General features: G+C 35.3%; 29 protein-coding genes. 11 read left to right on the plus strand and 18 right to left on the minus strand.

The genetic code is table 11. The features are described from left to right. Positions 1-33 precede the first annotated feature (33 nt). The 15 genes from FVB9532_RS00730 to hemA all read right to left on the minus strand — a co-directional run bounded on the left by FVB9532_RS00730 (position 34) and on the right by hemA (position 14,037). Positions 34-747 carry a 3'-5' exonuclease gene (locus tag FVB9532_RS00730; RefSeq protein WP_150543298.1) on the minus strand — a complete coding sequence of 238 codons (714 nt, stop codon included), beginning with the start codon at positions 745-747 and terminating at the stop codon, positions 34-36. A gap of 134 nt (positions 748-881) precedes the next feature. Then, a complete protein-coding gene (locus FVB9532_RS00735) occupies positions 882-2,021 on the minus strand; it encodes a serine hydrolase domain-containing protein (RefSeq protein ID WP_150543299.1) in 1,140 nt (379 codons plus the stop codon). Between the two features lie 35 nt (positions 2,022-2,056). Beyond that, positions 2,057-2,530: a methylated-DNA--[protein]-cysteine S-methyltransferase gene (locus FVB9532_RS00740; protein ID WP_150543300.1), complete on the minus strand. Its 474-nt coding sequence runs from the start codon at positions 2,528-2,530 to the stop codon at positions 2,057-2,059. Continuing rightward, entirely contained in the window at positions 2,511-3,623 is a 1,113-nt protein-coding gene (locus FVB9532_RS00745; RefSeq protein ID WP_150543301.1) for a CNNM domain-containing protein, read from the minus strand. The genes FVB9532_RS00740 and FVB9532_RS00745 overlap by 20 nt, the downstream gene beginning before the upstream one ends. A 147-nt stretch (positions 3,624-3,770) precedes the next feature. Beyond that, a complete protein-coding gene (hemB, locus tag FVB9532_RS00750; protein WP_150543302.1) occupies positions 3,771-4,763 on the minus strand; it encodes a porphobilinogen synthase in 993 nt (330 codons plus the stop codon). Between the two features lie 106 nt (positions 4,764-4,869). Then, positions 4,870-5,772 carry an oxygen-dependent coproporphyrinogen oxidase gene (gene hemF / locus FVB9532_RS00755; RefSeq protein ID WP_150543303.1) on the minus strand — a complete coding sequence of 301 codons (903 nt, stop codon included), beginning with the start codon at positions 5,770-5,772 and terminating at the stop codon, positions 4,870-4,872. Continuing rightward, positions 5,769-6,173, minus strand: coding sequence for a hypothetical protein (locus FVB9532_RS00760; RefSeq protein WP_150543304.1), 405 nt, complete (start codon positions 6,171-6,173; stop codon positions 5,769-5,771). Before FVB9532_RS00760 ends, hemF begins: the two co-directional genes overlap by 4 nt. 2 nt (positions 6,174-6,175) lie before the next feature. Beyond that, positions 6,176-6,646 carry a DUF6973 domain-containing protein gene (locus FVB9532_RS00765; RefSeq protein ID WP_228482226.1) on the minus strand — a complete coding sequence of 157 codons (471 nt, stop codon included), beginning with the start codon at positions 6,644-6,646 and terminating at the stop codon, positions 6,176-6,178. A 33-nt stretch (positions 6,647-6,679) separates the two neighbouring features. Then, entirely contained in the window at positions 6,680-7,708 is a 1,029-nt protein-coding gene (hemE, locus tag FVB9532_RS00770) for a uroporphyrinogen decarboxylase (RefSeq protein WP_150543306.1), read from the minus strand. Positions 7,709-7,809: 101 nt separating this feature from the next. Further along, complete coding sequence (locus tag FVB9532_RS00775) at positions 7,810-8,361, minus strand: transposase (protein ID WP_150543307.1); 552 nt, start codon at positions 8,359-8,361, stop codon at positions 7,810-7,812. A gap of 416 nt (positions 8,362-8,777) precedes the next feature. Next, entirely contained in the window at positions 8,778-9,425 is a 648-nt protein-coding gene (locus FVB9532_RS00780) for a uroporphyrinogen-III synthase (protein WP_150543308.1), read from the minus strand. Continuing rightward, positions 9,403-10,107 (minus strand): potassium channel family protein, encoded by a 705-nt coding sequence (locus tag FVB9532_RS00785; protein WP_150543309.1) that lies wholly within the window; start codon positions 10,105-10,107, stop codon positions 9,403-9,405. The genes FVB9532_RS00780 and FVB9532_RS00785 overlap by 23 nt, the downstream gene beginning before the upstream one ends. Positions 10,108-10,119: 12 nt before the next feature. Further along, the gene (locus tag FVB9532_RS00790; RefSeq protein WP_150543310.1) at positions 10,120-11,865 is read right to left on the minus strand and encodes a TrkH family potassium uptake protein; all 1,746 of its coding nucleotides are present in this window, start codon (positions 11,863-11,865) and stop codon (positions 10,120-10,122) included. Continuing rightward, positions 11,865-12,779 (minus strand): hydroxymethylbilane synthase, encoded by a 915-nt coding sequence (gene hemC, locus FVB9532_RS00795; protein ID WP_150543311.1) that lies wholly within the window; start codon positions 12,777-12,779, stop codon positions 11,865-11,867. The genes FVB9532_RS00790 and hemC overlap by 1 nt, the downstream gene beginning before the upstream one ends. Position 12,780: 1 nt before the next feature. Continuing rightward, positions 12,781-14,037, minus strand: coding sequence for a glutamyl-tRNA reductase (gene hemA / locus FVB9532_RS00800; RefSeq protein WP_150543533.1), 1,257 nt, complete (start codon positions 14,035-14,037; stop codon positions 12,781-12,783). A 202-nt stretch (positions 14,038-14,239) separates the two neighbouring features. On the opposite strand from hemA, the gene FVB9532_RS00805 reads away from it, so the two are divergent. From FVB9532_RS00805 to FVB9532_RS00855, 11 genes are all read left to right on the plus strand, one after another. Next, positions 14,240-15,139 (plus strand): AraC family transcriptional regulator, encoded by a 900-nt coding sequence (locus FVB9532_RS00805; protein ID WP_150543312.1) that lies wholly within the window; start codon positions 14,240-14,242, stop codon positions 15,137-15,139. A gap of 7 nt (positions 15,140-15,146) precedes the next feature. Beyond that, positions 15,147-15,860, plus strand: a complete 714-nt coding sequence (locus FVB9532_RS00810) for a ThuA domain-containing protein (protein WP_150543313.1) — start codon at positions 15,147-15,149, stop codon at positions 15,858-15,860. A gap of 65 nt (positions 15,861-15,925) precedes the next feature. Next, the gene (hemH, locus tag FVB9532_RS00815) at positions 15,926-16,963 is read left to right on the plus strand and encodes a ferrochelatase (protein ID WP_150543314.1); all 1,038 of its coding nucleotides are present in this window, start codon (positions 15,926-15,928) and stop codon (positions 16,961-16,963) included. Continuing rightward, positions 16,963-18,342: an MATE family efflux transporter gene (locus FVB9532_RS00820; RefSeq protein ID WP_150543315.1), complete on the plus strand. Its 1,380-nt coding sequence runs from the start codon at positions 16,963-16,965 to the stop codon at positions 18,340-18,342. Before hemH ends, FVB9532_RS00820 begins: the two co-directional genes overlap by 1 nt. A gap of 35 nt (positions 18,343-18,377) precedes the next feature. Beyond that, positions 18,378-18,653 carry a hypothetical protein gene (locus FVB9532_RS00825; protein ID WP_150543316.1) on the plus strand — a complete coding sequence of 92 codons (276 nt, stop codon included), beginning with the start codon at positions 18,378-18,380 and terminating at the stop codon, positions 18,651-18,653. Next, the gene (locus FVB9532_RS00830; RefSeq protein ID WP_150543317.1) at positions 18,643-18,930 is read left to right on the plus strand and encodes a type II toxin-antitoxin system RelE/ParE family toxin; all 288 of its coding nucleotides are present in this window, start codon (positions 18,643-18,645) and stop codon (positions 18,928-18,930) included. Before FVB9532_RS00825 ends, FVB9532_RS00830 begins: the two co-directional genes overlap by 11 nt. Beyond that, on the plus strand, positions 18,931-19,479 hold the full coding sequence (locus FVB9532_RS00835; protein ID WP_150543318.1) for a CopD family protein: 549 nt from the start codon (positions 18,931-18,933) through the stop codon (positions 19,477-19,479). A 60-nt stretch (positions 19,480-19,539) separates the two neighbouring features. Next, positions 19,540-20,994: a sensor histidine kinase gene (locus FVB9532_RS00840; protein ID WP_150543319.1), complete on the plus strand. Its 1,455-nt coding sequence runs from the start codon at positions 19,540-19,542 to the stop codon at positions 20,992-20,994. A 4-nt stretch (positions 20,995-20,998) separates the two neighbouring features. Then, entirely contained in the window at positions 20,999-21,781 is a 783-nt protein-coding gene (locus FVB9532_RS00845; RefSeq protein ID WP_150543320.1) for an enoyl-CoA hydratase/isomerase family protein, read from the plus strand. 122 nt (positions 21,782-21,903) lie between these two features. Then, positions 21,904-23,490: a hypothetical protein gene (locus FVB9532_RS00850; RefSeq protein WP_150543321.1), complete on the plus strand. Its 1,587-nt coding sequence runs from the start codon at positions 21,904-21,906 to the stop codon at positions 23,488-23,490. A 75-nt stretch (positions 23,491-23,565) separates the two neighbouring features. Beyond that, positions 23,566-24,639 (plus strand): PA0069 family radical SAM protein, encoded by a 1,074-nt coding sequence (locus FVB9532_RS00855; protein WP_150543322.1) that lies wholly within the window; start codon positions 23,566-23,568, stop codon positions 24,637-24,639. A 2-nt stretch (positions 24,640-24,641) separates the two neighbouring features. Here FVB9532_RS00855 and FVB9532_RS00860 read toward each other — a convergent pair whose 3' ends face one another. From FVB9532_RS00860 to FVB9532_RS00870, 3 genes are all read right to left on the minus strand, one after another. Next, positions 24,642-25,241 (minus strand): porin family protein, encoded by a 600-nt coding sequence (locus tag FVB9532_RS00860; protein WP_150543323.1) that lies wholly within the window; start codon positions 25,239-25,241, stop codon positions 24,642-24,644. A 73-nt stretch (positions 25,242-25,314) separates the two neighbouring features. Beyond that, complete coding sequence (locus FVB9532_RS00865) at positions 25,315-25,968, minus strand: HD domain-containing protein (protein WP_150543324.1); 654 nt, start codon at positions 25,966-25,968, stop codon at positions 25,315-25,317. A gap of 4 nt (positions 25,969-25,972) precedes the next feature. Continuing rightward, positions 25,973-26,965 (minus strand): acyl-ACP desaturase, encoded by a 993-nt coding sequence (locus tag FVB9532_RS00870; RefSeq protein WP_150543325.1) that lies wholly within the window; start codon positions 26,963-26,965, stop codon positions 25,973-25,975. Between the last annotated feature and the right edge of the window lie 7 nt (positions 26,966-26,972).

A 26,972-nucleotide genomic window follows, 5' to 3' on the forward strand; every position in this document is an offset into this window, starting at 1 on the left:
TGGGGTTAGCCCGGGAGGAGTCCCGGGCTTTTTTTATACTGAAATAATTTCATTCTTTTCTAAGAGTTTTTCTTGCCTAAATTTTAAAATAATTTGAGCCACGGCAACAACATCCCTTTCACAATAATTTACAATTCTTTGGATGTTTTTCTCTTCGTAAAAAACATCCCGCACTTCTGAACCATCAATATCTTCTTTGGGGGAAGGAACTCCCAAGATATTAGTTAGCAGCTTTAAAGAAGTGAAATGTTTATAATCGCCAAACTTCCATAATTCTAAGGTGTCCAGATGCGGAACTTCCCAAGGTTTTTTGCCAAAAAGGTTGAGTTTTTCGGGTAATTCAATTCCGTGAATGAGCATGCGGCGCGCAATAAAAGGAAAATCAAATTCTTTACCGTTATGAGCGCATAACAAATGATAGGGTTTATTAAAATACTCGTGGAGAAGCTTTTTAAATTCCATTAATAAATCGTGCTCTTTACCTTGAAAAGAAGTGGTTCTAAAAGTCCTTTCTTTATTTTTAAAGGTGAAATAACCCACAGAAATACAAACAATTTTTCCGAATTCTGCCCAAATCCCAGCACGATCGTAGAATTCTTCAGCAGTAAATTCTTCTTTTCGTTGGTACTGGGTTTTGTCTTCCCAAAGCAGTTTTTTATCATCACTTAATTCTTGGAACGACTCAAACTCAGGAACGGTTTCTATATCTAGAAATAATATATTCTCTAATTTCAGTTTTTTAAGCATGGTTTTTACTTTTTGCGTTAGGATGGCAGTGCCATTCTTTTTTAGTTCTTGTGATAAGCAGGAATCAAAAAAGACCTGTCTGCTGACAGGCAGGTATAACAAACAGTCCGACCCGCTAGGGGAACGCCCAACTGCTAATTGTTCAGCATCTTGTAACTCTCTCTAATATAAGTATAAAAATCTTGAGTGAATTTCTTGTCTTCTAATTTTTTTCCTCGTTGGCGACCCAAGCGAACAATTATCAGCTGATCTTCAGGAATGCTTATCACGTATTGTCCTAAAATACCACGCATGGCAAAGATTTTCTTTTTCATAAAATTACTGAGCCAAAAACCGTAACCATAGAAAGGTGTTTCTTTAAACCTAGGCAGGATGGACTTTTGTATAAAACTGGAATCAAGCAATTGCTTTCCTTCAAAATTTCCTTGGTTGGAATATAGTTTTCCAAACTTTGCAAAATCCCTGGCGTTACTGGCAATACAACAATAGGCCTTTTCCATACCGCTTTCTTCGCTATCGAGTTGCCAAAGCGCACTTTCGTGCATTCCCAAAGGTTTCCAAAAACTTTCTGAAAGGTATTGAGATAGGTTTTTCCCGGTAGCTTTTTCAATAACCATCCCCAGTAATTCGGTGTTTCCGCTGAGGTATTTAAATTCTTTTCCCGGTTCTTCTATAACTTTTAAATTAAGAATTTGCTCCCGAATATTTTCATCTAAATAAGCGCGAGCCGTCATTCCAAATGGGTTGTAATAATCTTCTTGCCAATTGAGTCCGCTAGCCATAGAAGAGAGATCGCCCACGGTTAAACGTTTATCAAATTGAGAATAGAAATCGGCAACGGGTTGATCTAGGTTTTCAATAAACCCATCCCGAATGGCTTTTCCTAAAAGTGCTGAAGTAATACTTTTTGCCATGGAAAAGGAATTGGTTTTAGAATCTGCCGAATAACCTTCTGCATAATCTTCATACCAAATGCTGTCATTTTTGATGATGAGAAAAGCCACCGTACCTAATTTTTGATTGATTTGCTGAAGTTTTTTTGTGGCTTTTACAGAATTATAAGCGGTATGTTCAGGCCAAGTTTGTGGTTGACCGGCTTCAATTTTTCGGTTATCAAATTCAGGGTAATCATCAATATAAGCGGTTGTATATCCCTTTAAATAAGTTATTCTAATACCTTTAAGTAAATATTCTTTATTGAAAAGGTATAACAAGCCTACGCAAAGAATAATAAATCCTAAAAGAACGAAGAGAATTCTTTTTATAATTTTCATGTAACTAATTTAGTGCTTCTAAATTAATCAATTCACTAGAAAAGTGCTTGTTGTGGGGAAGGATTTTCGTGTTCTAAAAGCCATTTTTTTCGCCAAAGTCCGCCGGCATAACCGGTAAGTGATCCGTCACTTCCTATTACCCGATGGCAAGGAACAACAATCCATAGCGGGTTTTTACCATTGGCAGAGGCTACTGCCCGAATCGCTTTTACATCGCCCAGTTTTTTAGAAAGCTCGAGGTATGAAGTGGTTTTTCCGTAAGGGATTTCTAACAAGGCTTGCCAAACTTTTTGTTGAAATTCAGTTCCTTTTGGGTTCATTTTGAAGTTGAATTCTTTTCGCTTTCCTTCAAAATATTCTTGTAGTTGAAGGCTTGCTTCTTTTAATTCAGAAGGGGTTTCGATAGAAATATCTTCGGTATCGTTTTCTACAGAAATTTTAGTAATTCCGTTTTCGTCACCTTCAATTTCAGCAATTCCCAGTGGAGTTTTAATCCTTGCTTTTTTCATCTAAATCGGTTGAAGTTTCTTCTTTCTTTTCTTCGGGATGAGAAATGATCCCTAATTGTTTGGCACGGCGTTCCCAATTTCTGCGGGCTAAATGTTGCATGTCTGCAATGCTATCGCTTTCGTCCATAATCTCCAGTCCCAGTAATGTTTCTATAACATCTTCCATCGTAATGACCCCTACGGTGTTTCCAAATTCGTCGGTAACCACGGCAAGATGTGCTCTTTTTTCAAGAAAGAAATCAAAAAGATGTGGAATAGGGGTTTCGGATTGGGTGATTAACAAATCACGTTTAATGGTAGCTAAAGCTTGACCGCCATTGTTGTTAATGATTTCTTCCAAAAAATCGTCTTTTAAAATAAATCCGGTAATATTATTGGGGCGATCTTTAAAAATGGGAATTCTAGAAAATTTTAGGTTTTTATGCTGACGATAAAACTCTTCGATAGAGGTATTTTCTTCTGCTGTGACTGCTACAGAAAAAGGGGTCATCACATCTTTTGCCAAGATAGATTTGTACACCATCAGGTTTTTAATGAATTTAGATTCATTTTTTTCAAAAACCCCTTCTTTTTCGGCAGCTTCGGTTAAAGTTATAAATTCTTCTTTGCTCATTTGATTGGCATGTGTGGAACCTCCAATGAGTTTGGTGAATAGCATTAATACCCACAAAATACCGGTATATCTAAGCGGAATAAGTATAAAGGTTAATATCTTAGCCGTGAAATTACCGAGTCTTTTCCAGTATTTGGCACCAATGGTTTTAGGAATGATTTCTGAAAGTACCAGAATTAAAATGGTCATTATGGTCGAGACAATTCCTACAGCGTTGCTGCCATCTCCAAAAGTTTTTTCTGCCTGAACCCCTACTAAAATGGCGCCCACGGTGTGTGCAATGGTATTTAGTGATAAAATAGCGATAAGCGGCTTATCGATATCTTGTTTGAATTTTGCTAAGGTTTTCGCATACGATTTTCCTTCTTTGGTCTTAATTTTTATGTAAGTTGGAGTTACACTTAGCAGCGCGGCCTCTAACACCGAACATAAAAAAGAGATACCAATAGAAAGTAAGGCGTAAAGGATTAAAAGGGTCATCGGGTTAGCTTAGTTTATTAGGACAAGTTATAAATTAAATGAGAACCCTTCTCTTAAAAAGAAACTAAAATTTGAAACAACAAAACCCTAGCAATTCTCATAGAGTATATTTGAGAGTTGCTAGGGGTTAAAAATTTTCTTGACTTTCTAGGAAATTAACTGAGCAGCATACTTTGCAAAATACGTTGAAATAATACTAGCTCCTGCTCTTTTTATGGCAGTTAATTGTTCTAGTAAAACGGCATCATGGTCTATCCATCCTTTTTCTGAAGCAGCTTTAATCATAGCATATTCTCCAGAAACTTGATAAACGGCAACAGGTACATTTACAGCATTTTTAACTTCTCTTACTACATCTAAATAGCATAAACCGGGTTTTACCATGACGATATCTGCACCTTCTTCTACATCGTGAATGGCTTCTTTGATGGCTTCGGTACGATTGGCAAAATCCATTTGATAGGTTCTTTTGTCTTTAGGTACTTCTACGGTGCTGTCTTTAGGAGCAGAATCTAACGCATCACGAAACGGACCGTAAAATGCAGAGGCATATTTGGCGCTGTAACTCATAATACCTACGTTATGAAACCCATTTTCTTCTAAGCCATTTCTAATGGCTAAAATTCTGCCATCCATCATGTCGCTAGGTGCGATAAAATCTGCTCCTGCTTCTGCATGGCTAATGCTCATTTTCGTTAAAGCATCAACAGTAGGATCGTTAGCAACCTGACCTTGTTCTATAATGCCATCGTGGCCGTAAATAGAATAAGGATCTAGCGCAACATCGGGCATCACAATCATTTCTGGAACGGCATCTTTTATGGCTTTAATGGTTTGCTGCATAAGACCATCTTTGTTCCAAGCTTCTTTACCGGTATTGTCTTTTAAATTTTCACTTACCTTCGCATAAAGATTTACAGCTTTTACGCCTAAAGACCATAATTCTTTTACTTCTTTTACAGTACCATCTAAAGATTGGCGATAAACTCCGGGCATAGAAGGAACTTCTGTTTTTACTCCTTTTCCTTCAGTAACAAACATGGGGCACATAAAATCTTGTGGACTCACACTTGTTTCTCTTACTAAACTTCGTATAGATTCGTTGGTACGTAATCTTCTATTTCTTTGTAATGGGAACATATCTTAGTATTTAGTTGCCAGTAAGTAGGTTTAAGTGTCCTTAAAATGAAGCTTACTGGAAATTTTTATTTTTTGAATTTTTTTCGATTTACTGCCTACTGCCTAATTAAACCCAATCTACCGGTTTCTTCAATACTTCTAGCAGTTTTTCTTCTTCGCTTCCTTTTTCAGGATGGTGGTCGTATTTCCATTGTACGTGTGGCGGTAAACTCATTAAGATGCTTTCTATTCTTCCGTTTGTTTTTAAGCCGAATAAAGTGCCTTTATCGTGTACAAGATTAAACTCTACGTAACGTCCTCTTCGTACTTCTTGCCAATCACGATGGTTTTGATGGTAGTTTAAATCTTTGCGTCTTTCGACAATTGGGACATAAGCATCAAGAAAACTATTACCTACTTCGGTAACAAAATTATACCAGTCTTCAATACTTTTTTCTTCCGTGCTTTTTAAATAATCAAAGAACAACCCACCAATTCCACGAGCTTCGTGACGGTGAGCATTCCAAAAATACTCGTCACACTTCTTTTTATATTCAACATAAAAACTAGCATCGTGTTTGTCACAAGCATTCTTAGATACTTGATGAAAGTGTTTGGCATCTTCTTCAAACAAATAATAAGGTGTTAGGTCCTGTCCGCCCCCAAACCATTGATCGATGGTGTTCCCTTCTGGGTCGTACATTTCAAAATAACGCCAATTGGCATGTACTGTGGGAACCATCGGATTTTTGGGGTGAATTACTAAACTCAAGCCACATGCGAAAAAATTCACCTCGCCCACATTAAAATATTTTTGCATAGCCGGAGCTAACGGACCGTGAACTGCTGAAATATTCACTCCGCCTTTTTCAAAAACATTTCCATTTTCAATTACACGGGTTTTTCCGCCACCACCTTCTTCTCGATTCCAGAGGTCTTCTTGAAACTTCGCTTTGCCATCAATTTCTTCCAGCTTTTGAGTAATCGTGTCTTGAAGCGTTTCTATGTATTGATAAAATTGCTCTTTCATGAATTACTGAGGTATTTTTTTGTTGCGTTTATTTTCTGCACGAGCTCAAAAGAAAAAGTTTTGCTTTCTTCTTGAGCTACTTGATAAATAAAAATAATTTTTTCTGCTATTAGCGCTCGATTTTTAGCAGGCTCTAAATCGATAATTTGCTCAAGCACTTCACCTAATTTGAGGTATAGTTCAAAATCAAAGTGTTTTTGAATTAACTTGTCTTTTAAATCTCTTTTTTCTACGGAAATAAGCTCGTTTAAGCTGTAATCTAGTTGTTGTTTAAGGTATAAACTATATTTTTCCCGATCTTGTTTTTGCCATTCTTCGGGAATATATTCCCAACTTAACAATGCATTAAAGGCTTTATTAACTTGTTCCTTTTCTTCGTCCCTAAGTCCTTTGCTTAACATAACTAACTTATTTTAGAATGTTTGTTCTTTTCTATATAAACCAATCTATTGGTATGGTTAGAAACTTGTTCAGCTTGATTTATTTGCTTGGCATCTTTCATCATTTCTCGTAGCTTTTCAATAATTTCTTCAGAAGGGATTTCTTGTTGAAATAGGTTTCTTCCTATTTGATTATTGTGTAAATCCATCGCACGTGGCAATGCCGGATTGGGAGAAAGTTTTTCGTGCAAATCGGTAATTTCTTTTGCCCAAGCTATCGCTTTGCTTTTTTCTTTTAACTGCGGAAGTGATTCTTCAGCAATCAAAAAATTCCATAGCGCATGCCGAAAAGCATTGGTTTCATTGTCTTTATGATGGGCTTTACCAAATAACCGATTACATATTCCAACCGTTTTTTTAGTTGCTCGATAAGTGGGAAAAAGTAAGCCGGGCCGAAATAAAAAGGTTTTACCTAAAATGAAGGCTTGCTTCAAATTGAGCTGTTTTATTTTGGCCCAGATTGCCATTTATCGAGGCTGATATTCTTTTACAGCTTCTACAAAAGCCTTGGCATTTTCAACCGGAATATTCGGTAAAATTCCGTGACCAAGGTTGACGATGTAGCGGTCTTTCCCAAACTCATCGATCATTTGATGTACCATCGATTTAATTTCCCTAGGAGGCGAAAATAATCGTGAAGGATCAAAGTTCCCTTGTAAAGTTATTTGTCCGCCACTTAAGTATCGGGCATTTCTTGCCGAACATGTCCAGTCAACACCTAATGCTGAAGCGCCTGATTCACTCATTTCTTTTAATGCAAACCAGCAACCTTTCCCAAAAGCAATCACAGGAACTTCGTCTTTCAATGCATCAATGATCTGTTGGATATATTTCCAAGAAAATTCTTGATAATCGGTAGGGGAAAGCATGCCGCCCCAAGAATCAAAAATTTGAAGCGCATCTACTCCCGCTTCTACTTTTCCTTTTAAGTAGGCAATAGTCGTATCGGTAATTTTTTGAAGTAAAATGTGTGCTGCCATTGGACGCTTAAAGCAAAATTCTTTCGCTTTATCAAAGTTTTTAGAACCTTGTCCCTGCACTAAATAGCAAAGAATCGTCCACGGAGAACCAGCAAAACCAATCAGTGGAACTTCATCGTTTAATTCTTGTTTGGTCATTTTAATGGCCTTGTACACATAACCTAATTCTTCGTACACATCGGGAATAACAATATCATTCACTTGTACCGGCGTTCTTACCGGATTGGGAAGCCAAGGACCAACACCTGGTTTCATTTCTATTTCGATACCCATCGCTTGAGGAACTACCAAAATATCACTGAATAAAATCGCTGCGTCAGTGCCTACTTGATGAATAGGCATCACTGTAATTTCGGTGGCTAATTCTGGAGTTCGACAACGAGTAAAGAAGTCGTATTTTTCTTTCAGCTTCATAAAATCGGGTAAATACCTACCTGCTTGGCGCATCATCCAAACGGGTGGTCGCTCTACCGTTTCTCCTTTTAAAGCTTTTAAAAATAAATCGTTTTTAATCATCTTTCGTTAATTTTATATCTACAAGGTTTTTAAATCTTGCAGGAGTTTCCTTTTTATCCTGCAAGGTCTCGATGACCTTGTAGGTATAAGTTTTTCTATGACTATTCTAATTTAAACTTTTCTTCAATTTCTAAATTTCTCTGCTGATGAACATATTTAAAATTTTCTTTTCCATCGAACAATTGCAGCACATCATTTCTCTTTAATGTGGTTGGTTTATTTGATAAAATAGAAGGATAAGAAGAATATTTATAATTTTCAAAATCAATATTGAAATGCTTCATTGGGTTTAGATGAATATAAATTATAAGATTTTGAAGATATTTTTCGTTTTTCAGTTCTATTCTTTTGAAATGTTTTTCAAATAAACTTCCAGTTCTCTCTTGTTGTTTATTAATAGCTTTTGCATACGCATTGAAAAGATTAGATAAAGACTGAGAGGCTACTGAAGGCTCTGAAATTATTTTTACGATAAGATGAAAATGATTGTTCAGTAAACAGTAAGCCAATATCTCAACTTTATTTTCAAGGTACATTTTAAGTTTTGATAAAAAATAAAATTTATTGTCATCCGAAAAGAAAATAGTACCTCCATTTATTCCACGGTTATAAATGTGATAGTATTTTTCTTGTTCTATGGCTTCTAATTTCATTCTTGTTTTCTATCTAATTACTATACCTACAAGGTCTTGATGACCTTGTAGGTTTTTATTCTGCAATAATTCGTTTTTCGAAACAATTTTTCATTTTTTCATTCTGCAAAATTCCTCTAACTGACGAATTTTAATTATTTCATAGATTACAGGCTTACTATTTTGTTTTTCCGTCATCTTTCATTTTTAATCATCCTTGTCTATTCATACCTACAAGGTTTTATAAACCTTGCAGGAAGCCTGTTTTTCATTCTGCAAAATTACTCGACCTGACTAATTTTAATTATTTCATAGATTACAGGTTTACTATATTGTTTTTCCCGTCATCTTTCATTTTTAATCATCCTTGTCTATTATTCATACCTACAGGGTTTTTAAACCTTGCAGGAAACCTGTTTTTCATATTGCCTTTAGCATTATTTTATAAATTCTTTCACCACTTGTACGATTACATTTTCGATCGTGGGTTGATTTGCAATTATAATTTTGTTTGTATATTTTTTAGCTTCATTAGCAGTGGTATTACCTATGCAAAAAGCAACTTCACCTTTACTTTTATTGACTTGAAAAAAACTTTGAACTGCACTTGGACTAAAAAAAAGAATCCCATCAAACTCTTGTTGAAATTCCTTGGGGTTTAATTTAGTTTTATATACTTCAATTTCATTTAATTTTATCTGATGTTGTTGAAGCATTTTGGGTAGCTCATTTCTTCTTTTGTTTCCGCAGAGAAAAGTAAATGATTTTTCGGCATGCTTTTGTATAATTTGATCTGCTAATTCTTTGGCATTATCAGCTTTTTCGATGATTGCAATATTCGCTTCGTTTAGTATTTTTTCAGTCTTGCTTCCAACCACAAAAGCACTTTCAATTTTCGTATTTCCTTTTACCGCTAACCAAGCATTTTTACTCGTTATAATAGCATTTTCTATTGTTGCTGGTATGATTATATTTTTATTGAATTCAATTTGAATGGCACTATAATTCACCCAAGAAATTCCTGCGTTAAACAACAAAGATTCTTGACTTTTAGTCAGTTTTTTAGTTGTTAGAACGCTTGGCATCTTTTTCTAAATATTTTTCAATATCACTTTTTTTCCCAAACACCACCAATACATCGTTTTGCTGAAAAACGGTCTCTGGTTTTGGCATCCCTATAACTTCTTTTTTACTGGATTTTCTCCCAATAATATTCGTGTATTCCTTTTTACGTAAAATGGTAATAATATTCAGATTGTATTTACTTCTAAAATTAGATTCAATTAAATCTTTTCCGACCAGTTCATCACAAACCGAAACTTCTGATACTAAATAATCATCATCAATTTCAAAGTTATCGATACTTCCCTTTAAGTTGATTTTTTTAGTAAGCCGCTCAGCAAACTCTTGCTCTGGATGAATTATATTATCTACGCCCATCGCTTCTAAAATGGTATCTTGAATGGGTGAGGAAGAACGAGCTACAACGCGTGCATTGGTGATTTTTTTAATAATAGCGGTACTCATCATCGCAGCACCATCTTTTTCTCCAATGGCAACAATTGCTAGATCGGTACTTTTTAATGGTAGCGAGTGATAAGCGTTCTCGTTGGTGGCGTCTAAAGCAACCGCATGCGAAACTTTATCTTTTATGAGTTCTATTTTTTCAATATCCCGATCTGCAGCAATTACTTCATTTCCGGAGTCTGCCAGATGAATGGCGAGTGACATTCCGAAATTTCCTAAACCAATGACTACTATCTTCATAGCTGCTAACTTTTAGTTGATTAAAATATTCTCTTTAGGATAGGTATATTCTGTAGTGTTTACATTTTTTAGAATACCTATCATTAGGTTGATTAAACCTATTCTTCCAAAAAACATCAAGAAAACGACCACATATTTACTGGGATCACTAAGTTCTGAAGTAATTCCCAAGGAAAGTCCGACCGTGCTAAAGGCAGAAAAGACTTCGAAAGCAATTTCCAAAAGCGTAAATTCTGGATTAAAAATAAGCAATAATAAAATACCTAAGCCTATTGAAGCTAAAGAGATAGACATAATGGCAAAAGCTCTTTGTACCGATTCTTTAGAAACTCTTCGTGTGCCTATTTCAATATTGGATTTGTCTTTTGCGATAGAAAAAATATTAAGGGTGGCTAAGGCAAAAGTCGTTGTTTTAATTCCACCTCCTGTAGATGCGGGGGAAGCTCCAATCCACATCAAAAAGATCATAAATAATATACCGGGAACGGTGAAATTTCGCATATCAATGGTATTGAAACCTGCCGTTCTTGAGGTAACAGAAGAAAACATAGCGGTAGTAAATTTACCAAAGATGGTTTTGTGTTCATTCAAGAATGTTTCTTGTTCTGAAACTAGGAAAAAAGCAGTTCCGGCAACAATCAAAATAATGGTGGTGTAGATCACTATTTTGGTGTTAAGTGTAATCACCCGAGAAATAAACTTCTTCCTTTTTCTGTTGAATAAATTGATAAAAAATTGTTTTACATATTGAATGAAATTGGAAGCAATATTATATCCTAAACCTCCCAATACAATCAAACTCATCACCACCCATTGCATGTAATAATTGTAGCGAAGCGATTCGTCATAAAGCCCGGAGGAAGAAATGGAAAATCCGGCATTACAATAGGCTGAAATCGCATGAAAAACCGCAAAAAAACCACGATCCTTAAAACTTTCGATATCCTGAAGGGAGAAATAGATGAACAAAGCTCCCATTGCTTCTAAAAACAAAGAAAAAACGACTATGCTCATGGCTACTTGCATGATGCTATTGAGGTTTTCTTGCCCTAAAATATCTTTCATATACAAGCTTTCCTTAAAAGAAGCTCCACTTTTAAAGAAATAAGCGAAAAAAGAAGTAAAGGTTAGCATTCCTAAGCCTCCAACTTGAAAAAGTGCCATGATTACCGTTTGCCCAAAGGGGGTAAAATCTTTGGCGGTGTCTAAGACAATAAGTCCGGTAACGGCCGTCGCACTAGTTGCAGTAAATAAAGCATCGATAAAATTAATACCGTGGGTAGTGGCTGCAGGAAGCATTAGCAAAAAAGTTCCCGCCAAGGCAATGAGTGCGAAACTCCCCACAAATAAAATCGCCGGATTAAAGTAAATACTGTAAATACGGCGCATTAAAAAGGTTAATCTTATAAAGAAATAGAATAATAAACCGTATTCAATAATATATCTTTCCTGAAAAAAAGTATCTAAAAACGAACCTTGATAATTGGTGATAATAGAAATTACTTCAAGTACAATCAAGACCGAAAGCAAGATAAGGTTAATTCTAGCTGTTTTTTTTATTTTAAGGTTAGCTTTAAAACTCCTGTATTTATGGATGTTAAAAGCAATAAGGGAGAGTAATAAAACGGGAAGGACAATAATCTTATACTCTCTAAAATCTTTAAAGCTCTGAAACCCGAAATCAAAGACTAAAAAAGCTAATAAGAAGAGGTCTAAGAACCAAACAATAATATTAGATCGGGTAAACTTTTTTTGCATTAATTATTTAATTTAGCCTTGATGTCCCGCATCAATTCTTTTCCACCGTTTGAAAGTATAGATTTTGCCGCTTTTTCTCCTTGGTTTTTGTAATTTTTTAAGGAAAAGGAAGCTTTTTCTTCTAATTTTATTTTTCCGTCTAAGCTAAATAAAGCTCCGTTAAATTCTACCGTTTCCTCTTTGATCGTTGCTAAAGCACCAATCGGTGCCGTGCAGCCTCCTTCTAAAACTTGAAGAAATTCCCGTTCTATTTCCACACAGATTTCCGTATGTTCATCATTCAGCTTGGCTACGGCTTCTTTAGAGAATTCATCATTTTCTTTTGCTACAATCAGCATCGCCCCTTGGGCAGGAGCAGGAATCATCCAATCAAGGTTGATAAAATTTTCGGGCTTTAAATTAATACGTTCCAATCCGGCAGCGGCAAAAATAGCTCCGTTCCAATCGTTATCTTCCAATTTTTGTAGACGCGTGTTTACATTTCCACGTAAATTTTCAACTTGATGATTTGGATAGCGGTTTAGCCATTGTGCTTTTCTACGCAGACTTCCGGTAGCAATAGTTCCTTCTCCCGAAAGAAATTCTAAGCCTTTATGAATAAGAATATCGCTTACGTTCGCTCTCGGTAAAACCGCTCCTTGAACAATTCCGTGAGGTAATTTGGTAGGAACATCTTTCATCGAATGTACAGCAATATCAATTTGATCTTTCACCATCGCCACATCTAGGGTTTTGGTAAAAATTCCGGTGATGCCCATTTCGTAAAGCGGTTGGTCTAAATTTAAATCGCCGGTCGATTTTACCGGAAGTAATTCCGTTTGATAACCCAAAGCTTCTAATTTAGATTTCACGGTATTGGCTTGCCATAATGCCAATTCACTATCGCGGGTTCCTATGCGTATTGTCTTGCTCATTTTATTTGGAAAAATCGTCTAATTGAAACACCTTCTGAATAAGTTCAAGGCTTTCATCGGTAGAGTCTGAACCATTTTTTAAGTGGCTCGCAAATTGGTTCATGATTTTTTGAATAATGCGGTTGCTTACAATTTCAGCATGTTCATTATTAAAATCATTTATTTTTTTACGCTGAAAATCTAACTCGGCATCTTTCATTTCACCAAGTTTCTTTTTAAGCGCTTTTATGGTAGGCGCAAATTTTCGGGTTTCTAACCAAGCATTAAAATCTGCTTTTACTTCTTCTATAATTTCTTCGGCTTGCGGAATGTGCTTTTTACGATTTTCCAACGTCTGATCGGTCATTTTAGAAAGGTCATCTAAATGAACAAGCGTCACATTTTCTAAATCGGCTACATCGTCGGCCACATTTTTAGGGATCGAAAGGTCTAAAATCAATAACTCTTTCTTACAGTAGATAAGTTCTTTAGAAATAGTTGGGTTTTGTGCTCCCGTGGCGACAATTAAAATATCGGTATTTCTAATTTCTGCCTGAAGCTCTGCGTGATCTTTTACAATTAAATTGAATTTTCCCGCAACTTTTTCTGCTTTATCTTTTGTACGGTTAATGAGCGTGATGTGCTCGTTTTTGGTGTGTTTAATAAGGTTTTCGCAAGTATTTCTTCCTATTTTTCCGGTTCCAAAAAGAAGAATGTTTTTTTTGGAAACATTGTTCACTTCATTTAAAATATATTGAACTGAGGCAAAAGAAACTGAAGTCGCCCCGGAAGAAATTTCCGTTTCATTTTTGATGCGCTTACTGGCTTGAATCACAGAATTAAGCAAACGCTCTAAAAGCGGAGTGGCCATCCCTGCATTTTTAGAAATGGCAAATGCATATTTTAACTGACTTATAATCTCAAAATCTCCTAAAATTTGACTGTCTAAACCAGTACCTACTTTAAAAATATGAGAAATAGCTTCTTTTGATTTATAGACATAAGCTACTTTTTCAAACTCTTCCACCGTTCCTCGGGTATGTTGGCAAAGCAATTTGATAAGCTGAAAAGGGTGTTGTGCAAATCCGTAAATTTCCGTTCGATTACAAGTGGAAGTTACTAAAATTCCAGTAATCCCTTCTTTTTTCGCATCAGCAATCAGAGCGTGTTTTTGCTCTTCGTCTAAGCTAAAATGACCTCTAATTTCGGCATCTGCTTTTTGGTAACTTAAACCAATTGCGTAAAAAGTTGTATGTTTAGATGTATGTCCGTTTAGCATTAATAAAAAGCCGTGATTCGGTTGCAAATTTAATAGTTAAGAAATTCTAAAAATAACGGCAGAAGTACTTTTATTGTCGATAGAAGTTATTTTCTGTTATAAAAGTCTATTTTTGTAGTAATTAGCTTAATTTTGAAGCTATAGCAGATGTTTCGAAAACTTTATTTTAGAACGATTCTAAATAAAAACAAGAATTAGAGAGATGAATTCAACTGAAAAAAATAACGCTGAAAGTGCTTTTCAAAAAGTAACGATAGAAGATAGTTTTAAGATTTTAACGCATCAAAATAATACCGATAAGGTTGAAGTTTTAACGGAAGAAACCCATCGTGATTTTATTCAATTTCACTTTTGTTTAAAGGGAAGTGCGAAGTTTAATTTTAACGAAGGTGGTTACTCCTTGAGTCTTGGAGATGAAAAAGCTTTGTTGCTGTATAACCCCTTAAAAGACTTGCCTTTAAATGTAGAGATTTCTTCGAAATCTTGGTTGGTGAGTGTGTTGGTTTCCATTAAAAAATTACATTCCTTATTTTCTGAAGAAGCGGATTATATCCATTTTCTGACGGAAGAAAATATGGGTAAAAAATATTACCAAGAGTTAAATATAAGTCCGTCGATGGCGGTCGTCTTAAGTCAGATTTTAAACTTCAACTTGCATCCTTCGGTAAAGAAAATTTATTTGAAAGGAAAAGCTTATGAGTTAATAGGTCTATATTTTAACCGACCGGAAGAAGCAGATATTGAGCAGTGTCCATTTTTGGTAGATGAAGAGAACGTACGAAAAATAAGAAAAGCCAAAGAAATTGTCATTAATAGAATGGCAGAACCACCTTCTTTACAAGAACTTTCTGATGAAATTGGGTTGAGCTTAAAAAAGCTAAAAGAAGGTTTTAAAGAAATTTATGGGGAAACAGTGTTTGGTTTTCATTTCGATTACAAAATGGACTATGCGAGAAAACTCTTGGAAACCGGACAACATAATGTTAACGAAGTTGGATTGCGGGTAGGTTACAGCACTGCAAGTCATTTTATTGCTGCCTTTAAAAAGAAATTTGGGACCACCCCAAAAAAGTATATTATGTCTTTGCCTATTTCAAATTAATAGGGTTATGCGAATTATTTTATTTCTGATCTGCCTTTTGGTGTTGAGTTCTATTCAAGCTCAAAACTCGGTGCTGGTTTTTCATAAAACCGATGGCTTTCATCATGAATCCATAAAGGCCGGGTGTGAGTTTTTTCAACAATTAGGAAAAGAAAATAATTTTCAGGTTACAATAACTGATGATGCTTCCATTTTCAATAAAAAAGAATTGAAAAATTTTAAGCTGGTTGTTTTTTTGAATACCACAGGAAACATTCTTAACCGAAAACAAGAAAAGGCATTTGAAAAATTTATGACAAATGGTGGGAATTTTTTAGGAATTCATTCTGCAGCAGATACCGAATACGATTGGGAATGGTACGGGCAATTGGTAGGTGCTTATTTTGTAAGTCACCCTAAAGCTTGCGAAGCCGAAATTCAGTTAAATCAATCGAAGCATCCAGCCGTAAGTCATTTACCAGAAGTTTGGAAACGAACCGACGAATGGTACAATTACAAATTTGTAAATGAAGATATTGAGGTTCTCTTGAATTTAGATGAAACCACTTATGAAGGTGGAGAAAACGGAAAAGAGCATCCCATTGCTTGGTATCACAAGTTGGGAAATGATAATGTAGCTATGTATACCGGTGGTGGACACACAACGGAGGCTTACCAAGAACCACTTTTTAAAGAGCATCTCTTGCAGTGTGTTTTGTGGGCTTTTTCAGAAAATAAATAAAATCGATAGCGCTTTAATTAGAGAGAAGTTAATAGTTGTATTTTTGTGATTGAAAAAGAAAAAATATGAGCAAAGGAGTTTTATTGGTGAATTTAGGTTCTCCAAAAAGTACCGATCCTAAAGACGTAAAAAAATACCTCGACCAGTTTTTAATGGACGAACGCGTGATAGATGTTCCTTATCTGTTACGTGCTTTTATCGTAAAGGGAATTGTACTTAATACAAGGCCAAAAAAATCTGCCGCAGCCTATCAGCGCATTTGGTGGGATGAGGGTTCTCCGTTAATTGTGCTTTCTGAGCGTTTGCAAGAAAAAGTAGATAGTTATACCGGCGTGCCCATTGCATTGGCCATGCGTTATGGACAACCCTCCATTAAACAAGGCTTGCAAGAATTAGTTGATAAAGGTGTAGATGAGGTATTGTTAATGCCACTTTATCCACAGTTTGCGATGGCAACTACCGAGACCATTTTAGTACTAGCAGAACAATTGCAGAAAGAATTTTTTCCGCAGATAAAATTTACGACTGTTCCTCCATTTTATAATCATCCCGACTATATCAATGTGCTTTCCAGAAGTATTGCTGAAAAACTGGAAGGTGTAGATTACGAGCATTTGTTATTTAGTTATCACGGAGTTCCGGAGCGACATATTAAAAAGAGCGATGTTACCAATTCGCATTGTAAAATAGATGGTTCTTGTTGCCAAACACCATCACCCGCGCATCAGTTTTGTTACCGTCATCAATGTTTAGAAACTACAAAACAAGTAGCGGCAACACTTCAACTTAAAGAAGGAACTTATAGTACTTCGTTTCAGTCTAGATTAGGATTTGACCCATGGTTAAAACCATATACCGATAGAACTATTGAGCAATTTGGTTTAAACGGAATGAAGAAAATGGCGATTGTTTCTCCTGCTTTCGTTTCTGACTGTTTGGAAACTTTGGAGGAATTAGGAATGGAAGGAAAAGAGATTTTCGAAGAAAACGGAGGGGAAGAATTTACCTTAATTCCTTGTTTAAACGATCGTGAAGATTGGGTAAAAACCTTAAGCCGTTGGATAGACGAGTGGGCTACACAACCTGAAACGCAAAAAGCTTAATGCCAAAAGTAGATTCGGCCACGCTAGGCAAAGAACCCATTAGTAAACTGTTAATCAAACAATCGGTTCCTGCGTCTATTGGTATTTTGGTGATGTCTTTAAACATCTTGGTCGATACCATTTTTGTAGGAAATTGGATTGGCCCCATTGGGATTGCAGCAATTAATGTGGTTTTACCCATTTCCTTTTTCATTGCAGCCTTAGGAATGGCCATTGGGATTGGTGGGTCTTCTATTATTTCCCGAGCATTGGGAGCTAACAATAACGAGAAAGCATTAAAAACTTTTGGCAATCAAATAACCTTAACCATCTTACTGACGGTTTCTTTTGTGATTGTCGGTTTATGGTTTATCAATGATTTAATTCCGGCTTTTGGTGGCAAAGGGGAAATTTTTGAGCCTGCCAAAATTTATTATAAAGTGGTATTGTACGGCGTTCCCATTCTTGCTTTGAGTATGATGGGCAATAATGTAATTAGGGCAGAAGGAAAGCCTAATTTTGCCATGATTGCCATGATTATTCCTTCTGTGGGAAATTTGATAGCCGATTACTTTTTAATCAATGTTTTTGATATGGGAATGTTGGGAGCCGCTTGGGCCACTACCGGTTCTTACATGGTCTGTTTTCTGTATGTACTTTGGTTCTTCTTATCTAAAAATTCTGAATTAAGAATTTCTCTCCATCATTTCGGATTGAATAAAAAAATATTGGGGGAAATAGGTGCCTTGGGTTTTGTTACTTTGGCCAGACAAGCCGTAGTGAGTTTAACCTATTTATTAATGAATAATATCCTCTTTAAATTAGGAGGGGAATCATCTGTAGCTGTTTATGCCATTATTGGTAGAATGCTAATGTTTGCTTTGTTCCCTGTGTTGGGTGTCACACAAGGCTTTCTTCCTATTGCCGGTTATAATCACGGAGCAGGAAACCCTCACCGAGTGAGGGAAAGCATTAATAAAGCGATTTTATATGCTAGTATTCTAGCACTCTTTGTCTTCGCAATTATTATGATATTCCCTAAAGAAATTGTTTCCGTGTTTACGCAAGATAAAACTATCCTCAAAGAAACTCCTGGAGCAATGCGTTGGGTATTCGCTGCGATTCCCATTATTGCATTGCAATTAATAGGCTCAGCTTACTTTCAGGCAATAGGGAAAGCTCTTCCCGCGCTTTTGCTAACCTTAACCCGGCAGGGTTTTTTCTTTATTCCCTTAATTTTAATTCTTCCGAAGTATTTTGGAGAATTTGGTGTTTGGATTTCCTTTCCTCTTGCCGATGTGATTTCAACTATTGTTACCGGATTTTTCCTAAACAGGGAAATTCGACATCATTTAAAACCTGAAGAAATGGAAGAACAAGCAAGCCCTCAAAAATTTTAAAAGCTTAATCTTTATATTTGTAAAAACGGGTGGTTATGAATGAAGAAAAATTAAATACTTTCAAAATTGAACTTTTACAAGCAATTATTGCTTGTAATGATGTTGAAAAGCTCAAACAAGTTAAACTTTTATTAGCAAGGGAAAGTATGAATATGGTAAGAGAGGAAAAAATTGCTTATGAAAAAGATGTTTTATCTGAAAAGCAAACACAAGAGCTAGAAAAACGTATAAAGTTATTAAGAGAAGGGAAAGCTGAAAAATTCTCTTACGAAGAAGTAAAAAAAAGAATTGAGAAAAAATATGGAATATAGTATTCAGTTTTTATCGGATGCCATTTCTGATATTGAAGATGCTATCGATTATTATGAATCTCAACAAAAAGGACTTGGAAAACGATTTACAATTTCGTTAAATGAAACTATTTCTTATTTGCTCAAATCGCCTGATGCTTTTCCGTTTCACGCTAGAGAAATTAGAAAAATACCTTTTAAAAAGTTCCCTTACTTGCTCTTTTATGAAGTTTTAAATAAAGAAATTACAGTTGTTGCTATTTTCAACACCCATCAAAACCCTTCAAAGAAACCCTAAATGGAATATTACAATTACATTAAATCGCTTCACCTTATTTTTGTGATTACTTGGTTTGCCGGTTTATTTTATATTCCGCGATTGTTTGTTTATCAAATTGAAGCTTTTCACAAAGCTTCACCCGAAAAAGAAATTCTTGGTAAACAACTAAAACTGATGGCTAAACGGCTTTGGTTCATCATTACATGGCCATCAGCAATTTTAGCGACTATTTTTGCCGTGTTGTTATTGGTTATTCAGCCGTTTTGGTTAGAACAAGGTTGGATGCATGTAAAACTCACCTTTGTCGTTCTATTGTTTGCTTACCATTTTAAAACCCATCATATTTTTAAGCAATTGCAAAACGATGTCGTGAAATGGACCTCTAATCAAATGCGTTTATGGAATGAAGGTTCTACGCTTATTCTCTTTTCAGTAGTATTTTTAGTAATTTTAAAAAATTCCATCAACTGGATTTTTGGAGTGATTGGAGTTTTTGCTCTAGCAATTATTTTAATGCTTGGATTTAAAATTTATAAACGCTATCGGGCTAAAAAAAACGAAGAGTAATTTGGCTCTAATTTTGTTGCTTCTCGGTGATATTCGAGATAAATGCTTTAATAACTGGCTATGAAATTTTTTACACGTTCCTTACGAACCCGTATCTTTTTTAGTATGATATTTTTGGTGTTGGGAGCTTCTATTCTCATTGCCGGGGTTACTATTATTCAGTATAAAGATGAAGCAAGGGCTTATCAAAAAGATAAATTAAAGCGAAAAGAAGCTTCCATTCGGGCAAGTATTAATTACGAAATAAAAAACACGACCTATCCGGTAGATACAGAGCATATTCCGTTAATTTTTAAAGACAAAATCTACGAACTACAGAATATTCACGGAACCGAAATTAATATCTATGATCTTAAAGGAAATCTGCTAAAGTCTTCTAAAGCTACATTTTTTCGGGATAGTTTAAGCACTCGAATGTCAAAGGAAGCTTTAGAAGGGCTCGAAAACTCACAGAGTAATCGTTTTGTCCAATATCATTTTGGAGGAGAAGGAGGAGACTACCAATCATCGTATAGTTATATCACAGATCAATATTTTAAACCACTTGCGATTTTAAATTTACCTCATATTGAAGATGATGGTTTTGTAGATACTCAACTAAAGAGTTTCCTTTCTATATTGGGACAGGTATATATCGTGATGATTATCGCTGCTATTTTACTTTCCTATTTTCTTTCGAAATACATTACTTCTTCATTAAAGGCAGTCAGTGAAAAAATTCTTGCCACCCGATTAGATCGAAAAAATAAGAAGATAAAACTAAAAGACACCTCTGTTGAAATTCGTTCGTTGATAAAAGCCTACAATTCCATGATTGATGAACTGGAAGAAAGTGCCGTAAAACTCGCTAGGAGTGAGCGTGAGCAAGCTTGGAGGGAAATGGCTAAGCAAGTAGCGCACGAAATTAAAAATCCGTTGACGCCTATGCGTTTAAGTGTACAGAGTTTTGAAAGAAGGTTTGATCCGGATGATCCAGACTTTAAACAAAAGCTGAAAGAGTTCAGTTCTACTTTAATTCAGCAAATCGATACGATGAGTTCTATCGCCTCGGCTTTCTCTAATTTTGCTAAAATGCCCGCCCAACAAAATGAAGAATTGAACGTTCCGAAAATTGTAAAACTTGGGTTGGATATTTTCAATGAAGATTATATTTATTTTGAAACCGAAAGAGACGAAATTCTTGCCAAGTTCGATAGAACGCAACTCATACGTGTAGTTACCAATTTAGTAAAAAATGCCATTCAGGCTTCTGAAGAAAAAGAAAATCCAAAAATTGAAGTAGCCGTAAAAACGGATGGGAGTAATGTAGTTATTTTGGTGAAAGACAACGGTCACGGAATTTCAGAAGAAAATAAACCTCGGATTTTTGAACCCAAGTTTACCACCAAATCTAGCGGAATGGGATTAGGTTTAGGAATTATAAAAACCATTATAGAAGCTTTTCAAGGGAGTATAAATTTTACTTCTGAAGAAGGCGAAGGCACCACATTTATTGTTAAATTTCCAAAAAAATAAAACCATGAGTTACCAAAATATTTTAGTTGAAACCGAAAATTATATTACTACGTTAACTATTAACCGACCTAAAAAGTTAAACGCCTTAAATAGGGAAACCCTAAGCGAGATTCACGATGCTTTTGTGGAGTTAGAAAGCGATGAAGAAACCAAAGTAATTATCCTGACAGGAAGTGGAGAAAAAGCCTTTGTAGCCGGAGCTGATATTTCAGAATTTGCCGATTATTCTGTTGAAGAAGGAAAAGATCTTGCTGCTCGAGGTCATAAAGAAGTATTCGATGTTATTGCTAATTTTAAAAAGCCCGTGATCGCTGCTGTTAATGGCTTTGCCTTAGGTGGCGGACTCGAATTGGCGATGGCTGCCCATTTTAGGATTGCCAGTGAAAATGCCAAATTAGGATTACCGGAAACTTCATTAGGAGTGATCCCCGGTTATGGTGGTACGCAACGTTTACCGCAATTAGTAGGAAAAGGCCGTGCGATGGAAATGATTATGACCGCCGGAATGATTGATGCTAATCAAGCCTTACAATACAATTTGGTAAACCATGTGACTCCCCTAGAGGATTTAATGGAATTAGCTGAAAAACTTGCCGGTAAAATCATGAAAAACTCGACAGTTGCTATCGCTCAGGCAATCGAAGCCATAAATGCTAATTATGAAGATGGAGTTAATGGCTTTGAAAAGGAAATCGAAGGCTTCGGTAAGAGTTTTGGTACCGAAGATTTTAAAGAAGGAACTTCCGCATTTTTACAAAAGCGAAAAGCAGAGTTTCCAGGAGAGTAAATATTTGAATTTAATACAATCTAGAAAGCCGCCGATACTCATAAAGTATCGGCTTTTTTATCAAAAAAAATGTTAATATTTTTAACAAAAGTGTCTATATTGCCACAACTAAAAAATTTATCATGAAATTTAAACTATTCTTATTGGTAATGTTATGTCTTAATATTACTCTTCAGGCACAAATTAGTCCAATTCAAGTAACTAAAAGTAAAATTGAAAAAGACAAAAAGAAAGATACAGAGCTTATGTTCACTGCCGATGACGGCAAAGGAGGTTTTATCTCGGCAAGGCTTTACCGTGCAGGGCTTATAAAGATGCCTAAGGGTTATTATATTGAGCACTATGATGCTTCGTTAAACTTAGTAAGTGAGTACGAGTATAAGATTGATGATAGCAGTATTAAAAGTCTATTTGTAAAAGATGGTCAATTAAATTTAATAGAATACAAGCTTAACCGTGAAGCCAATACCAACGATTATAATTTGCTTACTTCTTCTTTATCTAAGCTTGACTTTAGCGGCGAAGGGAAAAAGATTTTTTCAGTTTCTAGAGATGATGTGAAAAAGCCATTTTTCTTTTCAGTAGGATTTATTCCTATTAGTAATTTAGGTCAGGTAGATCACGATCCTACAGGAGAAGTTTATTTATCTAAGAATAGAAATTATATTGCTTTTAATTTCGATATTAAAGACGATAAAGAAGAAACACATTTGGTAAAGGTCTATGATAATGATTTCAACCTTGTTTTTGAAAATCAATTTAAACAAGAAGGTGTGAGAGACAATTTGTTTCATTATAACTCCATTACTATTGACGATAGCAATGGAGATGCTTATTTCTTAGGAAAATTGTATGAAAGTAAAAGAATGAAGAAAAAAGGAAAGTCTAACTATGTGTATAAATTGTATCAACTTAATGCTAGCGGAAGTAAAGAGCTTTCATTTGATACCGCAGAAAACTTTGTGGGTTCGATGGAGTTAATAAATGATGATAACAATTTAGTATGTGTAGGTTTCTATTCTGAAAAAAATGACTTTCGTTATAAAGGAACAGTATATTATAATATAGATAAAGAAAACTTCAGCATAAAAGCATCGTCATTCAACCCTTTTACAGAGCAGTTTATGATTGATAAATATGGAGAGAAACGCGGTAAAAGAAAAGCTGGAAAAGGAAAAGAGCTTTCTAATTTAACTTATAGGGGAACACATATTGATAATCAGGGGAATGTATTTTTTACTGCAGAAGAATATTATATTGTGACACATACCAACTACAAAACAGGAGCTACCAGTTATACTTATTATTATAATGATATTTTTGCTTGTAAAATCAATACAAAGGGTAAAATGGAATGGGCTAGAAATATTAATAAAAGGCAAGTTACTAAAGGAAACGCAATAGATTATTTTTCTTACTTATCTACTGTTAAAGATGATCGTATTATCATCTTATTGAATGGCTCTGATAAAGTAAAAAAAATGAGAGATGACAGAATTCGTTTTGACGATAAACGTATAAAAAAATTAAGCCTTTATGCAATTGAAATTTTACCTACAGGAGAATTTAACTATGAACAAGTAATTAATAATGATGAGTCAAAAGTAACCTATAAAGTTGCTGAAGGTGTAATTAGCGATAATTATGATGCAGTAATTTTAGAAGGCAATAAAGGAAAGAAAAAACGTGTAGTAAAACTTACACTTTAAGGAAATAATCCTTTTTTAAGGAATAAATCCAATTAAATAAATTAACTTTGGTTCTATAAAGAGCCAAAGTTTTTTATGCCTACTAATTACATTAAAGGTCGTGGAGCACAACAAAATGTGCCTAATAAGTTTGAAGAATTAAAGCATATCACCGATGCCGAATTCTTAGAATACTGCCATAAAGAAGGAGAAGAAGCTAGCGATATAAAAACTAGATTTCAAGAGGTTTTTCCCAAAACCATCGTGAATAAAGTAAATAGCCCGGATGTGGGGATGGAGTATTCATTAAACCCTTATCAAGGCTGCGAACACGGTTGTATTTATTGCTATGCCAGAAATTCTCATGAGTATTGGGGCTATAGTGCCGGATTGGATTTTGAGAAGCAAATCTTGGTCAAGAAAAATTCTCCGGAATTATTAGCAAAAAAACTTCAGCAAAAAAACTGGGAACCCCATACCATTGTTTTTTCAGGAAATACCGATTGTTACCAACCTATTGAAAAGAAACTTCAATTGACCAGAAAATGCTTAGAGGTGATGTTAAAGTATAAACATCCTACGGGGATTATAACTAAAAACAGTTTAATTCTACGGGATTTAGATCTATTAAAAGAATTAGCAAAGCTGAATGTAATTCGGGTAAATATTTCTATTACTTCCTTAGAAGAAGAAACTCGACGCATCTTAGAACCGAGAACGGCGAGTGTTAAGCAACGTCTAAAAACAGTTGAAAAGCTTGCTGAAAATGGGATTCCTGTAAATGTGATGGTAGCTCCTATTATTCCATTTATTAATAGTCACGAAATCTTACCCATTGTAAAAGCAGTAAGTGAAGCAGGAGCTTCTTCGGTGGGATATACGGTAGTAAGGTTAAATGGAGCGATTGCAGAAATATTTAGCGATTGGATAAAGAAAACCTTACCTGATCGCGCAGCAAAAGTCTTACATCAAATTGAAGCTTGTCACGGAGGCAATTTAAATGATAGTAGATTTGGTACCCGAATGAAAGGAGAAGGAGAATTTTCTAAACAAATCGCTCAACAATTTGCCATTGCCAAGAAGAAATACTTGAAAAATAAAAAAGTACCCAAAATGGATACTTTTCATTATTTGCAGCTTAAAAATCCACAGTATAAACTTTTCGGCTAAACTTATCTAAAAGTATAACCAACACTTAGGGTTAACCAATTTTTTTTGAGTTTAGGTCCATTAATATCTTTATTGATATTGGTGACACCCAAATTGTATCTGATATTTACATCTATCGTATCAAAGAATATTTTTCCTGCGCCTATAATAATGCTTGCGTCAAAGGATGTAAATTGATCACTGAATTCAAAGCTATTATCAAATGTATCTTCACTTTCATAAGCGGGTAATTGTCCAAAGAAGTTAGTGCCTAGTTCCCCACCCGCAAAAACCTGAAAACTATATTTATATTGATAGTGTAAACTCAAAGGGAAGCCAATAGAGTGAATTACTAGGGGGTTTTCGTACCCATCTACTTCCGCACCAATATTACTATAAGAAGTACCTGCCCTTAGTGCAAAATCATCACTTAAGTAAGCGAATTGATAAAAACCAATATAAAAACCTGCTTTTGGAGAAGCACCTTCTAGTCCTGAGATATTAGAATAGACTACGCCAGCTTCAATACTGCTTTCGCAGTCAAAACAGAAGCCACCATAAAATTGAGCATTAGCAAAAAAAGAACAGAAAATCAGTAAAAAGGAAAGTAGTATTTTTTTCATTCAAAAGTAATTAGGTGAATAATTATAAAACGTTAAAAATATCATTATTGATTGAATTATAAAATAATTGACTTTAAACCCTTCCTTCCCATTCAGCATAAAACTGGTCGAGAAAAGTTTCCATAAATTGGTGACGCTCTTCGGCCAGTTTTTTTCCTTTTTCGGTATTCATTTTATCTTTAAGTAGAAGCAGCTTTTCGTAAAAATGATTGATCGTAGGATTAAGTCCTTTTTTATATTCTTCCTTCGACATATTTAGTTGAGGTGGAATATTGGGATCGTAAATTTTTCGGTTTTTAAAGCCTCCGTAATTAAATGTTCGCGCAATTCCAATAGCGCCAATCGCATCTAATCGATCGGCATCTTGAACGATAGCTAATTCTTTAGAATGGAATTCTGAATCTTTACCGCTTCTATACGAAATGTTCTCAATAATTTTAATGACGTGATTAATGACGCTTTCTTCAGCCTTTGCTTGTTCAAGAAATTCTTTAGCTTTTTTAGGGCCAATAGTTTCATCTCCATCGTGAAACTTAGCATCGGCAATATCATGCAGTAAAGCTCCCAGTGCGATAACCTCTAGGTTAACAGCTTCATTTTTAGCTATTAATAGTGCATTTTTATAAACACGTTCTATATGAAACCAATCGTGACCGCCTTCAGCATTTTCTAATTCTTCCTTTACAAAAGCCTTGGTGGCTAAAATCAGTTTACTTTCTTCTATCATCAATTTATTTCGTCATCGCCGGATTTACCCATTTAAAATGAGTTATTTTTTCAGAAATTCTAATACGTTGATTAATCCGTTCCATTCGAGCAGGAAGCTTAGTAACAAAATCACGCGCTTTTTCGGCTTCTTCAGATAATCCGCGAATATTTTCAATATCCCAACGAACAATCAGTTTTTTCATAATATCGATGTAATCTTGACCGGTATATACTCCAATACGCTGTGCAGCATTAGAAAACTCATCAAAAGCAGCTCCAATACTATCCCCAGATTCTCTTAAAAACATCGCTGGCATCACAATTTTATGCTTCATCATATCTTTAAAAGCAATCATCATTTGGCTGGGATCTATGCTAAAAATCTCTTTTACAAATGTGCTATAGGCATTGTAATGTCTCATTTCGTCCCCAGAAATGATCTTACACATTTTGGCTAATGACTTATTGCCGTGTTGTCTTGCTAATTTAGCCACGCGGTTATGGGAAATATAGGTCGCTAATTCTTGGAAACTAGTGTAGACAAAGTTTTTATAAGGATCACGATCGGTACCAATATCAAAACCATCATTAATTAAGTGCTGTGTTGTACGTTCTACCTCAATCATATTTACACGACCAGAAAGGTAGAGGTATTTGTTAAGGACATCGCCGTGACGGTTTTCTTCTCCCGTCCAATAGCGTACCCAACGTGACCAAGCAGTGCCACCATCGTGTTGATTTACCCCTTCTACATCCATCAACCAAGATTCGTAGGTAGGTAAAGCTTCTTCGGTAACGGTATCGCCCACGAGAACTATCCAAAAATCGTAAGGAAGTTCTTTGGCTAATTCTCTTATTTCAGTTACTTCCTCAAAAAAAGTTTCCTGTTGTGAATTAGGTAAAAAATCGGTGGGTTGCCAAATTTTTTCCACAGGAATTAAAAATTCATCAATAAAGCCATCAACCTTAGGTTCCAGCTGCTCCATTACTTCCAGTCTAACATTCTTTTCAGGCATAATTTAT

This window comes from Mesonia oceanica (genome assembly GCF_902499555.1).
GTDB lineage: Bacteria > Bacteroidota > Bacteroidia > Flavobacteriales > Flavobacteriaceae > Mesonia > Mesonia oceanica.

Bases quoted from the DNA above. Each gene is read 5' to 3' on its own strand.
- FVB9532_RS00730 (WP_150543298.1), bottom strand. From the start codon at position 747: ATGCTTAAAAAACTGAAATTAGAGAATATATTATTTCTAGATATAGAA.
- FVB9532_RS00735 (WP_150543299.1), bottom strand. From the start codon at position 2,021: ATGAAAATTATAAAAAGAATTCTCTTCGTTCTTTTAGGATTTATTATT.
- FVB9532_RS00740 (WP_150543300.1), bottom strand. From the start codon at position 2,530: ATGAAAAAAGCAAGGATTAAAACTCCACTGGGAATTGCTGAAATTGAA.
- FVB9532_RS00745 (WP_150543301.1), bottom strand. From the start codon at position 3,623: ATGACCCTTTTAATCCTTTACGCCTTACTTTCTATTGGTATCTCTTTT.
- hemB (WP_150543302.1), bottom strand. From the start codon at position 4,763: ATGTTCCCATTACAAAGAAATAGAAGATTACGTACCAACGAATCTATA.
- hemF (WP_150543303.1), bottom strand. From the start codon at position 5,772: ATGAAAGAGCAATTTTATCAATACATAGAAACGCTTCAAGACACGATT.
- FVB9532_RS00760 (WP_150543304.1), bottom strand. From the start codon at position 6,173: ATGTTAAGCAAAGGACTTAGGGACGAAGAAAAGGAACAAGTTAATAAA.
- hemE (WP_150543306.1), bottom strand. From the start codon at position 7,708: ATGATTAAAAACGATTTATTTTTAAAAGCTTTAAAAGGAGAAACGGTA.
- FVB9532_RS00775 (WP_150543307.1), bottom strand. From the start codon at position 8,361: ATGAAATTAGAAGCCATAGAACAAGAAAAATACTATCACATTTATAAC.
- FVB9532_RS00780 (WP_150543308.1), bottom strand. From the start codon at position 9,425: ATGCCAAGCGTTCTAACAACTAAAAAACTGACTAAAAGTCAAGAATCT.
- FVB9532_RS00785 (WP_150543309.1), bottom strand. From the start codon at position 10,107: ATGAAGATAGTAGTCATTGGTTTAGGAAATTTCGGAATGTCACTCGCC.
- FVB9532_RS00790 (WP_150543310.1), bottom strand. From the start codon at position 11,865: ATGCAAAAAAAGTTTACCCGATCTAATATTATTGTTTGGTTCTTAGAC.
- hemC (WP_150543311.1), bottom strand. From the start codon at position 12,779: ATGAGCAAGACAATACGCATAGGAACCCGCGATAGTGAATTGGCATTA.
- hemA (WP_150543533.1), bottom strand. From the start codon at position 14,037: ATGCTAAACGGACATACATCTAAACATACAACTTTTTACGCAATTGGT.
- FVB9532_RS00805 (WP_150543312.1), top strand. From the start codon at position 14,240: ATGAATTCAACTGAAAAAAATAACGCTGAAAGTGCTTTTCAAAAAGTA.
- FVB9532_RS00810 (WP_150543313.1), top strand. From the start codon at position 15,147: ATGCGAATTATTTTATTTCTGATCTGCCTTTTGGTGTTGAGTTCTATT.
- hemH (WP_150543314.1), top strand. From the start codon at position 15,926: ATGAGCAAAGGAGTTTTATTGGTGAATTTAGGTTCTCCAAAAAGTACC.
- FVB9532_RS00820 (WP_150543315.1), top strand. From the start codon at position 16,963: ATGCCAAAAGTAGATTCGGCCACGCTAGGCAAAGAACCCATTAGTAAA.
- FVB9532_RS00825 (WP_150543316.1), top strand. From the start codon at position 18,378: ATGAATGAAGAAAAATTAAATACTTTCAAAATTGAACTTTTACAAGCA.
- FVB9532_RS00830 (WP_150543317.1), top strand. From the start codon at position 18,643: ATGGAATATAGTATTCAGTTTTTATCGGATGCCATTTCTGATATTGAA.
- FVB9532_RS00835 (WP_150543318.1), top strand. From the start codon at position 18,931: ATGGAATATTACAATTACATTAAATCGCTTCACCTTATTTTTGTGATT.
- FVB9532_RS00840 (WP_150543319.1), top strand. From the start codon at position 19,540: ATGAAATTTTTTACACGTTCCTTACGAACCCGTATCTTTTTTAGTATG.
- FVB9532_RS00845 (WP_150543320.1), top strand. From the start codon at position 20,999: ATGAGTTACCAAAATATTTTAGTTGAAACCGAAAATTATATTACTACG.
- FVB9532_RS00850 (WP_150543321.1), top strand. From the start codon at position 21,904: ATGAAATTTAAACTATTCTTATTGGTAATGTTATGTCTTAATATTACT.
- FVB9532_RS00855 (WP_150543322.1), top strand. From the start codon at position 23,566: ATGCCTACTAATTACATTAAAGGTCGTGGAGCACAACAAAATGTGCCT.
- FVB9532_RS00860 (WP_150543323.1), bottom strand. From the start codon at position 25,241: ATGAAAAAAATACTACTTTCCTTTTTACTGATTTTCTGTTCTTTTTTT.
- FVB9532_RS00865 (WP_150543324.1), bottom strand. From the start codon at position 25,968: ATGATAGAAGAAAGTAAACTGATTTTAGCCACCAAGGCTTTTGTAAAG.
- FVB9532_RS00870 (WP_150543325.1), bottom strand. From the start codon at position 26,965: ATGCCTGAAAAGAATGTTAGACTGGAAGTAATGGAGCAGCTGGAACCT.